This window comes from Knoellia aerolata DSM 18566 (assembly GCF_000768695.1).
In the GTDB taxonomy this organism is placed as follows: Bacteria; Actinomycetota; Actinomycetes; order Actinomycetales; family Dermatophilaceae; genus Knoellia; species Knoellia aerolata.
Genome location: NZ_AVPL01000082.1, coordinates 1 through 12,838, shown reverse-complemented (window position 1 = coordinate 12,838; position 12,838 = coordinate 1). Strand labels below are relative to the sequence as shown.

The 12,838-nt window shown below is 72.9% G+C and carries 11 protein-coding genes; 2 read left to right on the top strand and 9 right to left on the bottom strand.

Going from position 1 to position 12,838, the window contains the following annotated elements:
- Nucleotides 1-1,143 (bottom strand): PfkB family carbohydrate kinase (locus N801_RS17585; protein ID WP_342666922.1); only part of this gene is annotated, 1,143 nt, incomplete at its 3' end.
- Nucleotides 1,144-1,253: 110 nt separating this feature from the next.
- Between N801_RS17585 and N801_RS17580 the strand changes: the two genes are divergently transcribed.
- Nucleotides 1,254-2,594 (top strand): 6-phospho-beta-glucosidase, encoded by a 1,341-nt coding sequence (locus tag N801_RS17580; RefSeq protein ID WP_035940524.1) that lies wholly within the window; start codon nucleotides 1,254-1,256, stop codon nucleotides 2,592-2,594.
- A gap of 107 nt (nucleotides 2,595-2,701) precedes the next feature.
- Nucleotides 2,702-3,787 carry a ScyD/ScyE family protein gene (locus N801_RS17575; protein ID WP_052113268.1) on the top strand — a complete coding sequence of 362 codons (1,086 nt, stop codon included), beginning with the start codon at nucleotides 2,702-2,704 and terminating at the stop codon, nucleotides 3,785-3,787.
- A 51-nt stretch (nucleotides 3,788-3,838) separates the two neighbouring features.
- On the opposite strand, the gene N801_RS17570 is transcribed toward N801_RS17575, so the two are convergent.
- The 8 genes from N801_RS17570 to N801_RS17535 form a co-directional block, all read right to left on the bottom strand.
- The gene (locus N801_RS17570) at nucleotides 3,839-4,543 is read right to left on the bottom strand and encodes an ABC transporter ATP-binding protein (protein ID WP_084109203.1); all 705 of its coding nucleotides are present in this window, start codon (nucleotides 4,541-4,543) and stop codon (nucleotides 3,839-3,841) included.
- On the bottom strand, nucleotides 4,527-5,381 hold the full coding sequence (locus N801_RS17565; RefSeq protein ID WP_035940523.1) for an ABC transporter ATP-binding protein: 855 nt from the start codon (nucleotides 5,379-5,381) through the stop codon (nucleotides 4,527-4,529). The genes N801_RS17570 and N801_RS17565 overlap by 17 nt, the downstream gene beginning before the upstream one ends.
- Nucleotides 5,378-8,536, bottom strand: a complete 3,159-nt coding sequence (locus N801_RS17560) for an ABC transporter permease (RefSeq protein WP_035940522.1) — start codon at nucleotides 8,534-8,536, stop codon at nucleotides 5,378-5,380. The genes N801_RS17565 and N801_RS17560 overlap by 4 nt, the downstream gene beginning before the upstream one ends.
- Nucleotides 8,537-8,672: 136 nt before the next feature.
- Complete coding sequence (locus tag N801_RS17555; RefSeq protein ID WP_035940526.1) at nucleotides 8,673-8,975, bottom strand: thiamine-binding protein; 303 nt, start codon at nucleotides 8,973-8,975, stop codon at nucleotides 8,673-8,675.
- A gap of 23 nt (nucleotides 8,976-8,998) precedes the next feature.
- Nucleotides 8,999-9,379 carry a hypothetical protein gene (locus tag N801_RS17550; RefSeq protein WP_035940521.1) on the bottom strand — a complete coding sequence of 127 codons (381 nt, stop codon included), beginning with the start codon at nucleotides 9,377-9,379 and terminating at the stop codon, nucleotides 8,999-9,001.
- A 136-nt stretch (nucleotides 9,380-9,515) separates the two neighbouring features.
- Nucleotides 9,516-11,537, bottom strand: a complete 2,022-nt coding sequence (locus tag N801_RS17545) for a coiled-coil domain-containing protein (protein ID WP_052113267.1) — start codon at nucleotides 11,535-11,537, stop codon at nucleotides 9,516-9,518.
- A 221-nt stretch (nucleotides 11,538-11,758) separates the two neighbouring features.
- Nucleotides 11,759-12,412 (bottom strand): response regulator, encoded by a 654-nt coding sequence (locus tag N801_RS17540; protein WP_245618499.1) that lies wholly within the window; start codon nucleotides 12,410-12,412, stop codon nucleotides 11,759-11,761.
- Nucleotides 12,409-12,838, bottom strand: a 430-nt coding sequence (locus N801_RS17535; protein ID WP_035940518.1) for a sensor histidine kinase, incomplete at its 5' end; no start/stop codon positions are given. The genes N801_RS17535 and N801_RS17540, both read right to left, overlap by 4 nt.

The following is a 12,838-nucleotide window of genomic DNA, read 5'->3' as shown; positions in this document are numbered from 1 at the left end:
CGCGGGCGGGGCGGGGCTCGTGGCCGCCTGCGCGTCGGAGAGCTTGGCGATGGTGGCCGCGGCGCGCCGGACCGCGCCGGGCGGGACCTCCGCGACGAGGTCGTCGAGGAAGGCGAAGCGGCGCTGGACGGAGCGGGCGGCCGCGTTGGACGTCGGCTGGCGCCTGACCCGGTGCCACCAGTCGGCGAGGTCGCCCCACCCGGGGGCGGCGAGCGAGCCGCCGAACTCCTGGACGGCCAGGCTCGAGCACAGGGTGGCGAAGTTCATCCGATCCAGCAGTGGCCACCCGGCGAGGGTGCCGACGAGCATGCCCGCGTCGAAGACGTCTCCGGCCCCCGTGGGGTCGATGGCCTCGACGCGCAGGGCCGGCACGGACGCCTCCTCACCGGTCTCCGAGTCGATGGCGACGGCGCCGTCGCGCCCGTTGGTGACGACGGCCAGGGGGACGAGGTCCGCGAGCGCGTACAGGGCGTCGTGCGCTGACCCGGTGCGCGTGTAGGCCATCGCCTCGACGGCGTTGGGCATGAACGCGTAGCACTGGCTGAGCTGGTCGAGCACCGTGTGCGACCACACCCCGGACGGGTCCCACCCGACGTCGGCGAAGATCAGCGCGCCGTCGTCGGCCGCGCGCTCGGCCCAGCGGCGTTCGGGGTGCTGCTGTCCGAGAGGTCGCTCGACGTCGAGGTCGAGGAGCACCGAGCGGGCCCGGGGGACGTCGCCGATCATCTCGGTGGCGCTCTGGGGCGCGTCGTGCCCGTGGGTGATCATCCGGCGGTCGCCACCGACGGAGACCGACACCGTCACGGGCGTGTGCCAGTGCGGGTAGCGCTGCGACCTCGAGAGGTCGATGCCCTCCTGCTCCTCGAGGGACCGCCAGCAGAACTCGCCGTAGGCGTCGTCCCCGAAGGCTGCCCCCAACGACGTCTTGAGGCCGAGCCGCGCGGCGGCGACCCCGAGGTTGGCGATGCCACCCGGACACGATCCCATCCCCTCGGCCCACACCTCCGTGCCGCTCTTGGGCATCGCGGCGACACCGGTGAAGATGATGTCGAGGAAGACGGTGCCCTGGACGAACACGTCGACCTCGGGGTCCCCGGCGCGCCGCATGGACGCCAGCGGGTCGAAGACGTGGTCGAGGGGCACCTCGTCATCGTGTCCCGCCACCTCTCCCACTGCAAGGACATCCGCCTGGGGCGAGGTCTCGGTGTTGCTACGTTGGCGGGCGTGATGCAGCCCCACTCAGGTCCAGCCCGGTGAAGCTGACGATCCTCGGCGGCGGTGGCTTCCGCGTGCCTCTGGTCCACGGAGTACTGCTGCGCGACGAGTCCGACGACCGGGTCACCGAGGTCGTCCTGCACGACATCGACGAGCCGCGCCTGCGGGCGGTCACGGAGGTCCTCGCCCAGCACGGCCGCGGGGTCCCGCACGCCCCCGTCGTGCGGGCGACCACCGACGTGGACGAGGCCCTGCGCGGGGCCGACTTCGTCTTCTCGGCGATCCGCGTCGGCGGGCTGGCCGGACGCACGCTGGACGAGCGGGTGGCACTGGACCTCGGCGTCCTCGGTCAGGAGACCACCGGCCCCGGTGGTCTCGCCTACGCCCTGCGCACCGTGCCCGTCGCCGTCGACCTGGCTCGGCGCACCAGGAGGCTCGCTCCGGACGCCTGGTTCATCAACTTCACCAACCCCGCGGGGATCGTCACCGAGGCGATGCAGACCGTCCTCGGCGACCGGGTCATCGGCATCTGCGACTCCCCGATCGCGTTGGCGCGCAGGGCGATCGGTGCTCTTGGACTCGACCCTTCCCGCACCGACATCGACTACGTCGGCCTCAACCACCTCGGCTGGCTGCGCGCGCTGCGCGTCGACGGCACCGACCACCTTCCCCGCCTCGTCTCGGACCCCACGGCTCTCGCGGGCCTCGAGGAGGGTCGCCTCTTCGGGCCCGAGTGGATCGCCGCCCTGGGGGCCATCCCCAACGAGTACCTCTACTACTACTACTTCTCGCGCGAGGCGAGGGCCGCGATCGACGCCGCGCCCCAGACGCGCGGAGAGTTCCTGCGTGACCAGCAGGACGCCTTCTACGCGGCCGTCGCCCGGGACCCGGCGACTGCGGCCGACCGCTGGCACCGCGTGCGCGAGGAGCGCGACGCGACCTACATGCGCGAGGCCCGCGCCGAGGACGAGCAGCGCGACGAGGCCGACGTCGCCGGCGGGGGGTACGAAGGCGTGGCCCTCGCGATCATGGCGGCGATCGGGCGGGGCGAGGAGTCGTCGATGATCCTCAACATCCGCGGGGGCGGAGCCGTGCCCGGCATGCCGTCCGACGCGGTGGTCGAGATCCCCTGCCGGGTCGACCGCGACGGCCCGCACGCGACGGCACTCCCGCCCCTCGAGGGTCACATGCTCGGCCTCATGCAGCAGGTCAAGGCCGTCGAGCGGCTCGTCATCGAGGCCGCGACGACCGGCTCGGAGCGGGCGGCCCTCGCGGCATTCGCCCTCCACCCGCTCGTGGACTCGGTGACGACGGCCCGGGCCCTGCTCGAGGGCTACCGGCGCGCCCACCCCGAGGTCGCCGCACTCTTCGGGCAGTGACGGCTTCCGTCGGAGGCACCACGGACTGGGCCGATCCGGCCATTCCCCGACGGTCTGCGTCGGGAGGATGCTGAGCGGATCCCGCTCCGTCCCGAGGAGGACCCACCATGCGCCATCGGAAGACACTCGGCTTCGCGGCCACGGCCGCACTCGCGACCGCGGTCGCCACCTTCTCCGCACCGTCCACCGCAGCCGCACCGGGGCCGGTCGTCGTCGCCTCCGGGCTCAACAATCCCCGCCAGCTGACGTTCGCCCCGGGGGGCAGCCTCTATGTCGCCGAGTCCGGCATCGGCGGCGACGACGCCTGCGGCACCCACCCCGAGTTCGGGCCTGCGTGCGTCGGCCCGTCCGGCGCCATCGCGCGAGTCGGGACGGGCGGCACGGTGACCCGCGTCGTCACCGGGTTGCCGTCGTTGGCCAGTGCCGCGGACACCATCGGGCCGTCCGACATCACGTTCACCGGCAACCACCGGTACGCCGTGACCGTCGGCCTCGGCGCACCCCCGTCGTTGCGTGACGAGCTCGGCGCCCCCGGTGCCCGGCTCGCCCACGTCCTCACGGGCGACCTGCGCAGCGCTGGACTCGCGGACGCGTTCGACCTGGCCGCATACGAGACGTCGGCCAACCCCGACGGCACCGATCTCGACACCAACCCGGTCGGCCTGGCCCGGTGGGGCAACACCTTCGTCGTTGCCGACGCCGGCGCCAACGCTGTCGTCCGCACCAACGACACGACGGTCGCGACGTTGCCGCCGGTTCCCGCCACGGGTCCCAACGCTCCGTTCCCGGGTTTCGCGGCGGACGCCGTGCCGACCGACGTCGTCCGGGGTCCCGACGGTGCCTGGTACGTCAGCCAGCTCGTCGGGTACCCGTTCGAGAAGGGCTCCTCGTCGATCTGGCGCGTCGTCCCCGGTTCGGCGCCCATGACGTGGGCGACCGGGCTCACCAACGTGACCTCGATCGACTTCGCCGACGACGGCAGGCTCTATGCCGTCGAGATCGCCGAGAACGGACTGCTGTCCGGACCCATCGGACGCCTCGCCCGGGTCACGCCCGGCGGGTCCACCCACGCCACGGTGGCCGGAGGGCTGTTCGCGCCCTACGGTGTCGCGACCCGTGGTTCGCAGGCGTGGGTCACGACCGGGAGCGTCCTGCCCGGAGGAGGTCAGGTCGTCCGGGTCAGCCTCGGGTGACGCGCACGCGCCCTGCCGGGTCCGGGTGCTCGCCCGGTCCGGCGGGGCGTGTCACGAGCCGACGACCTCACCGTCGTCGAGCTCGATGACGCGGTCGGCACGCTCCGCGGCCTCGGGGTCGTGCGTCGTCATGAGGACGCTCCCGCCCGCGTCGGCGCGCGCGCGCAGGAGGTCGAGGATCCGCTCCCGGTTGTCGTGGTCGAGCTCGCTCGTCGGCTCGTCGGCGAGCAGGACGGCGGCCTCGATCGCCAGAGCGCGCGCGACGGCGGCCCGCTGCTGCTGGCCACCGCTCAGCTCCTCGACGAGGTGGGTGCCGGACTCCCCGAGCCCCACCGAGACGAGTGCGGCCCTCGCGCGCTCGGCCGCGTCCGCGGGCGCGTACCCGCGGGCACGCAGTGGCGCCAGGACGTTCTCGTATGCCGTGAGCACGCTCGCGAGGCCGTTCCCCTGCGGGATGATCGCCACGGCGCCGGGCTCCCGCAGGCTTCCCGGCCCGTCGCCGAGGTCGATCTCGCCCGACGCCAGCTCGACGATGCCGGCGACGGCGTTGACGAGGGTCGTCTTGCCGGCGCCGGAATGGCCGGTGACCGCGACGAAGTCGCCGGCACGGGCCGACAGCGACACCGCTCGCAGGGCGGCGACGTCGCCGTAGCGGACGCTCACGTCGCGCACGTCGACGATCCGGGCCGACCCCGGTGCGGGGGCGGCTCGCGGACCGCCGAGAGCCCGCCGACCGCGTTCAGAGTGCCTGCCCATCGGCCACCTCCTCGATCTCGTCCCTGACGAGGGTCCAGCCCTGGTCCGACTCGACGAGGCGCACGAGGGTCCCGGGGGTCAGCGTGGCCAGCACGTGGGGTGGAAGCGGGACGGACCCGTCGGCCGACACGACGGCGAACTCCTCGCCCTCGCGGCCCTCGGCACCGACCCGGCCGTCGCGGATGGTGACGGTGCGGGGCATCCGCGCGGCCACGTCCGGGTCGTGGGTGACGACGATGATCGTCGTCCCCCACGTCTCGTTGATGTCGGCCAGCGCCCGCAGGACCTGGTCGCGGGCGTCGTGGTCGAGCTGGCTCGTGGGCTCGTCGCCGAGGAGCAGGCCCGGTCGGGTGGAGACGGCGACGGCCAGCGCCCCTCGCTGGAGCTCGCCGGGGGTGAGCGAGGCCAGCGGGGCGTCGGCCCGGTCCCGGAGCCGCACGAGGTCGAGGACCTCGTCGACCGGCGTGAGCTCGTCACCTCGGCCCTTGCGAGAGCCCTGGGCGAAGGCGACGTTCTCGCGGATCGTCTGGTGCGGGATGAGGTTGCGCGACGCGCCCTGGAGGACGATCCCCACCTCACGGCCCCGTAGCCGGTCGAGGTCCGGCTCGGACATGCGGGAGAGCTCGTGGTCGCCGATCCGGATGCGCCCCGCGCTCGGCCGGAGGAGGCCGCCGAAGAGCGTGAGCAGGGTGGACTTGCCCGCACCGGACGGGCCGAGCAGGGCGACCATCTCTCCTGCCGCCACCGAGAGGTCGACGCCCGCGAGGGCGGCGACGTCGTGGTGCTCGGCACGGTAGATGTGCACGAGACCGGCGGTCATCACCGACAGGCCGGTCACCACGCCTCCCGCAGCCGGTCGGAGTCGCCCTGCCGGGCGGAGCGAAGCGCGAGGACCACGGACACGACGCCGAGCACCGCGAGGGCGACGAGCCACGACGCACCCATGACGCCCCACGCCGGCGCGAGGTCGAGGGCCGGCACGACCGCGGGCGTGTCGAAGAGCGGGATGAGCGGCATCGCGAGGACGGAGCCGACGACGCCGCACAGCGCGCCCACGGCCCCGGCGACCACCACGGGGGTGAGGGCCTCGCGCACGGCGGCCCCGCGCAGGTCCGAGCCGGACACGCCGGCGACCCTCAGGGCGGCGATGTCCCTCGTGACGATGCGCCCCGTGGTCATGGCGACGACGACGAGCATGACGGCGGCGAGCAGGAGTGACAGCGTCGCGGTGAACAGCGCGAGCAGCAGGCCCCACCCGGTGGCGGACTCGTCGAGCAGACGACGCTGTTCGGGCAGTGACCGCGTGGAGAGCACCTCCAGACCCTTGTCGCGCAGCACCTGTTCGGCCCCCGCCACCCCACCGGGGAAGGCGTCGTCGATCCACACCTCCATCGCGCCCGAGGCGGGCAGGCGCCCGCCGATGCGGAGCATGAGGTCGAGGTTGACGAGGGCGCCGCGTGGACCGACGAAGGGCAGCGCCGGGACCCGCTGCTCGGCCGAGGCCGGTGTCGTGCGCCCGGCGAGGCTCTGGATCTCGAAGCGCTCGGGGGTCCCGCCGCTGGGGACCTGGCCCGAGAGGAGGGCCGGCGTCACCTCCGGGGCGTCGGCGCGGCTCACCGCCCCGTTGCGGCCGGTGTTGGTGAAGCTCAGGCGGAGCCCGCCCGACGGTGCGGCGGACATGGCGAGGCTGTCCGTCAGGGGTCCCGCGTCCTCGATGGGGAAGCCCGTGGCGGGGTCGATGACGACGTTGCCGCTGTTGCCGCTCTGGTCGGTGGTGGCCGGCCTCGGCGGCCGCCACCCGGCGGCGTCGTCGATGCCCAGCGAGGCACCGTCCAGCGCGAAGGCGCGGAGGTCGACATGACCCTGCACCCCCTCGAGCTCCTGTCCCTGCGCGAGCTGGACCCACACCGACTGGAGGCGGCACCCCCGCGGGCACAGCACCGGCGCGTCGACCGCGAGCGTTCCCGCGCCGGTGGCCGGTAGGGCGCCGATGTCTCGGGTGAGGACCTCCCCCTCCGGCGTCGTCACGGTGATGCCGAGCCGCAGCGGTGTGCCCCGGACGACCGGGGGGACCCACTCCGCGGCCGGGACCCCCGGGGGTCGCGGCCCGAAGCCGAAGCCGACGGGGCTGAGCGAGTAGGCGGCCGTGGCGGTGAGCCTCTCACCTTCGAGGCGCACAGGGTCCTGGTCGGGCAGCGCCAGACGATCGAGCGCGAGCGCGGCCTGCGCCGGCGGGGCGAAGGCGATGCGGCGCAGCTGCTCCGGGCGGGCTGCGAGTGTCGTCGTGGAGTCCGGGTCGCGCTGGGCGACGATGCCCACGGGCATGGCGTGCTCGCGCTGGCCTGCGGGGAGCTGGTCGACGACCCGCGCCACGGCGGTGGGGTCCTTGGACCCGGTCCTCAGGGCGGCGAAGGCACCGACGGTGACCTGGGCCCGGTTCTCCCGGTTGCGGTCCGCAACCGAGACGGCGTTCGCGGCGAAGACGACGAGGGCGGACACCGCTGTGACCACGAGCAGGACGTGCCGGGTCGTCGGGCGCCGGGCGACGGCCAGACCGGCGAGGGCCGTCGCCAGGCCGCCCCGGTCCAGTGCCCGCCGGCCGAGCCGGGTCGCCCCGAGCACGACGACGGCTCCGAGCAGCGCACCCGCGGCCAGCGCGAGGAGGGTGGGAGTGAGGATCGCCATCGGCCCGCTCACCTGGTCGGTGACGATGCCCACGACGCCGACCGCGGCAAGCACGACGAGGAGGATGTCCCCGACCCGCAGGGTGCGGCTCGTCGTGGTGGGTGGCACGCTCCGCAGCAGCGAGGCGATGGACTCGCGCAGGACCGGCCGCGCGGCGGCATACACGACGGCGAGGGAGGCGAGACCCGCCACCAGGGCAGCCACGGGCACGAGCCAGCCCAGCTCGAAGGGGACCCCCGGGGGCAGGACGAAGCGCCGCACGAGCTCGCTCAGGCCCACGGCGAGGGCCACGCCGAGCGGCAGCCCGAGCAGGACGGTCAGGCCGAGCTCGGCCATGACGAGCCGACGGCTCGCGTCGCGGCTGCGCCCGCGCAGTCGCGACACGGCGATCTCCGGGCGCCGCTGGGCCACGGCCGCGCCGGCGACGAGGACGAGGACCGCGAGCGCCACGGCGACGAGCTGCGCGATGAGGAGCGGCACGAGCTGGCGCACGAGGCGCTTGCCGTTGACGACCGTGGTCGCGATTTCCGGCAGCGGGCTGTCGACCGAGGCCTGAGGCGGCGGTCGGATCGCCTCGACCGCCCGGCCGGCTGCGCCCAGCGAGTCGAGCGTGATGAGCGACTCCTTGAGGCGGTGGTCCACCGAGAGCTGGGCACCGGTCCAGCCGGGGCCCAGCCCGGCCGGCGCCACGACGAAGTCGTCGACGCCCGGGCTGAGGTCGCCGTCGTAGTCGACGAGCGTGCCCGACTTGCCCTGCAGCTCGGTGCGCAGCCAGTAGTCGGGGTCGTCCTTCACGGTGTAGATCCCGACGACCGTGTCAGGAGCCTGGCCGCCCCCCTCCTCCCCGACGGGGAGCGTCGTGCCGACGGTCCACGACCACCGCGTGGCATCCGCGTCGGACACGAGGATCCCGGACGCGTCCGACGGACAGGCACCGGCGCTGAGGGTGAGGTGCTCGCAGACGTCGTCGCGCGCGACGAGGCGCACCGGCGAGGGCCGGCGTCCCGCGACGGGCACGACCTCGGTCTCGGCCGTCATCATCGAGATCCCCGGGTGGTACCACTGCGACAGACCGGCCGGCAGCTGCGCCTCGACCTCGTTGGCGGTCAGCGTCGGTTCCCGGGTGCGCGACGCGAGGACGCTGAGCTTGAGGTCGGCGGCGTCCATCCGGCCGAGGGTGGCGCGCAGCAGCGCCTGGTCGAGCGAGCGCGAGAAGAGGGGCGCGAAGGCCGCACAGGTGGCGACGAGGGCGGAGATGAGGACGAGCACGAGGGACTGACCGCCGCGGTAGCGGATGGCCTTCCACATCTGGTCTCTCCCCCACGGGTCACGGTCGGTGCGTCGACCGCACCCGGGTCACGCTAGCCATGCCGGTCCCCGGCACCACCGCGCAGTCACCAACCGTGACGGTTTCGTCACTCGGGCACGGCCGGGCCGCACCCGCTCAGCGCTCGGCGAGGGTCGCCTCGAGCCGGTCGAGCTTGCCCTGCATCTCGCCGGAGCGCCCCGGCCGCACGTCCGCCTTGAGGACCAGACCGACCCGGGGGCCGTGCGCCGCGACCGCGTCGACGCACGCCTTCACCACGGCCATGCACTCGTCCCACTCACCCTCGATGGTGGTGAACATGGCGTCGGTCCGGTGGGGCAGCCCGCTCTCCCGCACGATGCTTACGGCGTCGGCGACGGCAGCGGTCACCCCGCCCTCGTCGTCGGTGGCGGACGGGGAGACGGAGAAGGCGACGAGCATGACGACACCGTATGCCGTCCGGCTCAGCGCGCCGACGACCCCCACCCGACCCGTCCGGTGGTGTGGGCGGGCGGGATGGCTTCCGCGCCCGTCGCCCCGTTGGGCAGCGTTCCTGCTGCCGCGTCGATCGCTTGCACCAGTGCGCTGCCGAGCCGGCGGGCCTCGGGCAGCGAGTACTCCCGGGCGCCGATCAGGAGGTAGGGGCCGTCGGTGATGCCGGTCCCGGGGTCGACGGACATGACGACCTGCGCCCGTAGGCCTTCGCCCATGACGAGCGGTTCACCGGTGTGGATCCAGTTCTCCTCCCCCAGGTGGACACCGTGGTGGGTGACGCACCATGGCGGGCAGGAGGTGGTGGATGCGGAGGGTTCTCCCGCCACGCTGCGCTGCTCCGTCGTGGACACCGGATCCTCCTCGGGTGCTGGTGGTCGTCGTCGCTGGTGGGGTCTGGCGGAGTCCTGGCGCCGGATGGGGTGAGGGGCCCCAGGCGACTGCCTGAGGCCCCTTCCGTTCAGCGACGTGCTGGGTTGGCTGGCCCGGTCAAGCGAGGCAGCCCCCGAGGGCGATCGTGCCGTCGATGGCCGCGATCCGGTCGAGGACGGCTGCGTACTGGGTCTGCAGGCCGGCCACGACCGCCTTCTGGGCGGCGACCGCGTCGCGGTTGACCTTCTTGGCGCTCTCCAGCGTCCGCAGCGTCGCGGACTCGCTGACGATCTTCGCGTCGAACGCGCTGAGGTCCGCCTTGGCGGTGGTCAGCAAGGCCTCCTTCTCGGTGATCTGCTTGTTGAGCGTGTTCAGCGACGCCTGCAGGGGGGTGAGCTGGGTCTGCAGCGCCAAGATGGTGGCCTCGGCCGCGGTGATCGACGTGTTGAGAGCGCCCAGCGTGGCGACGAGCCTGGTGACCTCGCCGTCGAGCCGGGTGACCTCGGCGCTCTCGGCCGTGACGGCCGTGTTCGCAGCGGTCAGGGTGGCCTGCAGCCCCGGCAGGGCGTCCTCGAGGGTCTTGAGCTCGCCCTGCTTCTCACTGATGGCAGCCTTGGCAGCTTCCAGGCCATCGGTGAGGCCGGGCAGAGATGCCTCGAGGGCCGCGATCTCGGCCTTCTTCGCCGTGACCGCGGCGTTGGCGTCGGTGAGGGCGGTGTCCGCGGTGGTCTCCGCCGCCTGGGCGTCGGCCAGTGCCTCGGAGGCACTGATGACCTGAGCGTTGGCTGCGGCGAGGCTGGTCTGGAGGCCAGGGAGCTGCTGCTGCAGGTTGCTGCTCTCCTGCTGCTTGGCTGACAGCTGGGAGTTCAGGGTAGCCAGCTGGCCCTGGAGCTTCGTCAGGTCGCCGTTGAGGGCTGTGATCAGCGCCGTCTTGGTGGCGGCCTGCTGCTCGGCGGCGGCGATCTGAGCGTTCATCGCGGTGATCTGAGCGCGCAGCTCCTCCCTTCGCCGCTCCGGGCCTGTGCCGTTGCCGTTGACCGCGGCGAGCTGGGCTTGCAGCGTCCCGAGCTGCGTCCGCAGCGCTGCGGCGTCGGCGACCGGCGTCGCGGTGGCGGCGGCGATCTCCTGCTGCTTGGCGGCGATCTCGGCGTTCTTGGTGGTGATGTCACCCTGCAGCCCGGCGATCTCGGTCTTCAGCACCGGCAGCCTGCCCTCGATGGTGCCGATCTGCTGAGTGAAGGTCGTGACGCTCTGTTCGGCGAGGCGAAGGTTCTCCTCAGCCTTCACCACGGCGGCGGTGGCAGCCGCAGCGTCGGCGTCAGCGGTCTTGGCAGCAGTCTCCAGGCCCGGCAGAGCGAGGCGCGCGTCCGCCAGCGACTTCTTGGCGGCGTCCACGAGCGCTTGCGCGGCGTCGCCCTCGGCCACCAGCCCGGCGAGCTCGGTGGTCGCCACGCCGATCGCCGCGACCTGCGCGTTGACGGCGTTCTGCGCCGTGGTGGCCGCTGCTGTCGCCTCGCCGAACCGAACCTTCGCAGCGGCCAGGTCGGCCTCCGTGGTGGCAAGGCTGCTCACCGCGTCGTCCCTCTGCGTCTCCAGCCCGGCCAACTCGCTCTGCGCGGCGGTCATCTGGGCCTGCAGCGGGGTGATCTGGTCCACCAGCGAGGTGCGCTGGCCCTGCAGGATGGCCAGCTCGGTGTTCGCGGCGGCGATGGCGTTGGTGAGCGTGACCTTGTCCGACTCGAGCTTGGTCAGCGACATCGTCACGGTGTCGATCTGCCCGACGAGCGTGGCGTGCTCGGCGTCCAGAGCAGCCATTTCCTTCTCCGCGGCGGTGATCTGCGCGGTGAGGCTGTTCTGGGTGGTCACCAGCGCGGTGCGCTCGGCCACCAGCGTGGCGATCTGCGCGGCGTTCTGCCGGGCAGCAGCCTTGACCAGGTTCGGCTGCACGTCACCGCGGTGCGCCTTCTGGTTCATGACGCCGTTGCAGATTCCCCCACCTGTCGTGGTGTCCGCGGAGGCTGGAGCCCCGAACGCCATGGCGCCGAAGGCGGCTGACGCCACCAGGGCAGCGAGGGTGCGGCTCGGTCCGCGCTTGCCCTGGACACTCGACCCGACGACGGCAACCTGTGTAGACGACATGCAGCTTCTCCCCGTTTTCTTGGCAGGCCCCGTGGCCTGACCTCATCCAGAAACCTAGGAGGCAGAGACGGGTGCTCCATGCCACTTGAGTGTTCAAAGACCTGAACACCCCCCGATGTTCAGGTCTTTGAACGCTCTGTGGCACCGAGAACCAATCGAGCTTCGCGTACCGGCTGCGGGCGGCATACGAAAGTGCGCTGAACCACCAAGTCGGCGCGGCGTCAGTCCTGCGCGTCGCCACCCAGCAGCCGCAACGCACTCTCCCGGTCCTTGACCCTCAGCTTCCGCAGCACCGACGACACGTGCACGCGCACGGTCGTCGGAGAGACGAACATGCGCTTGCCCACCTCGTCGGTGGACAGCCCCTGGCTGAGCATCTCCATGACCTCCCACTCCCGGGCGCTCAGCTTGTCCGCGGCCGCGGACTTGCGGAGGAACTTGCGGCGGGACGGTCCACGGAACTCCTGCATGACTCGCATGACCAGAGCCGGCGGCATCGCGGCCTCTCCGAGCAGCACCCCACGCAGCGTCCCGGCCAGCGTCGCCGGATCGGCTCCCTTGAGCAGGTACCCGGAGGCCCCGGCCCGCAGGGAGTCGAACAGGTCGTCGTCCTCGGTCGACTGGGTGAGCATGACGACGGCGGTCTGCGGCGAGCCCCGGCTGATCCGCTGCGCCGCACTGATGCCGTTGCCGGGCATGTGGATGTCGAGCAGCGCGACGTCCGGTCGGTGCTCACGCGTCAGGGCGACCGCGTCGTCCGCGCTCGCTCCCTCGGCGCAGACGTCGCAGCCGCCCTCTTCGAGAGCGCGACGGATCTGGCTCCGAATCCGCGGGTTGTCGTCGGCGATCACCAGCCGGATCGGCTTCTCGCTCACCACGTCACCGTCACCCTGCTCCCGATTCCTGGCTCCGACTCGATGGCCAGAGAGCCGGGCAGGCTCAACGCGCGGTCACGCATGCTGACCAGGCCGTAGCCGGCACTGTCGGCCGGCGCGCGGTCGGCGTCGAAACCCCGGCCGTCGTCCTGCACCACGAGCCGCCGCCTGCCGTCGCTCCTGGCCAGCTGCACATGGATCCGGGGAGCCTTCCCATGGCGGACCGCGTTGGACACCGCCTCGCGGGTGATGCGCATGAGGGCGTGCTGCTGGTCGGTCTGGACGCTGATCGAGTCGTCCACCTCCACCTCGAGGTTCACCTGGTACCGCTCGGCCAGCTCCCTCGCCGCTCGATGGAGCACGAAGCCCAGGGGTTCGTCGGCGGGGCGGCCCAGGGCCTGCACCGCCGCCCGAGCCTCGTCCAGT

Coding starts and splice junctions, on each gene's coding strand:
- N801_RS17575 (WP_052113268.1), top strand. CDS start 2,702: ATGCGCCATCGGAAGACACTCGGCTTCGCGGCCACGGCCGCACTCGCG.
- N801_RS17570 (WP_084109203.1), bottom strand. CDS start 4,543: ATGGGCAGGCACTCTGAACGCGGTCGGCGGGCTCTCGGCGGTCCGCGA.
- N801_RS17560 (WP_035940522.1), bottom strand. CDS start 8,536: ATGTGGAAGGCCATCCGCTACCGCGGCGGTCAGTCCCTCGTGCTCGTC.
- N801_RS17555 (WP_035940526.1), bottom strand. CDS start 8,975: ATGCTCGTCGCCTTCTCCGTCTCCCCGTCCGCCACCGACGACGAGGGC.
- N801_RS17545 (WP_052113267.1), bottom strand. CDS start 11,537: ATGTCGTCTACACAGGTTGCCGTCGTCGGGTCGAGTGTCCAGGGCAAG.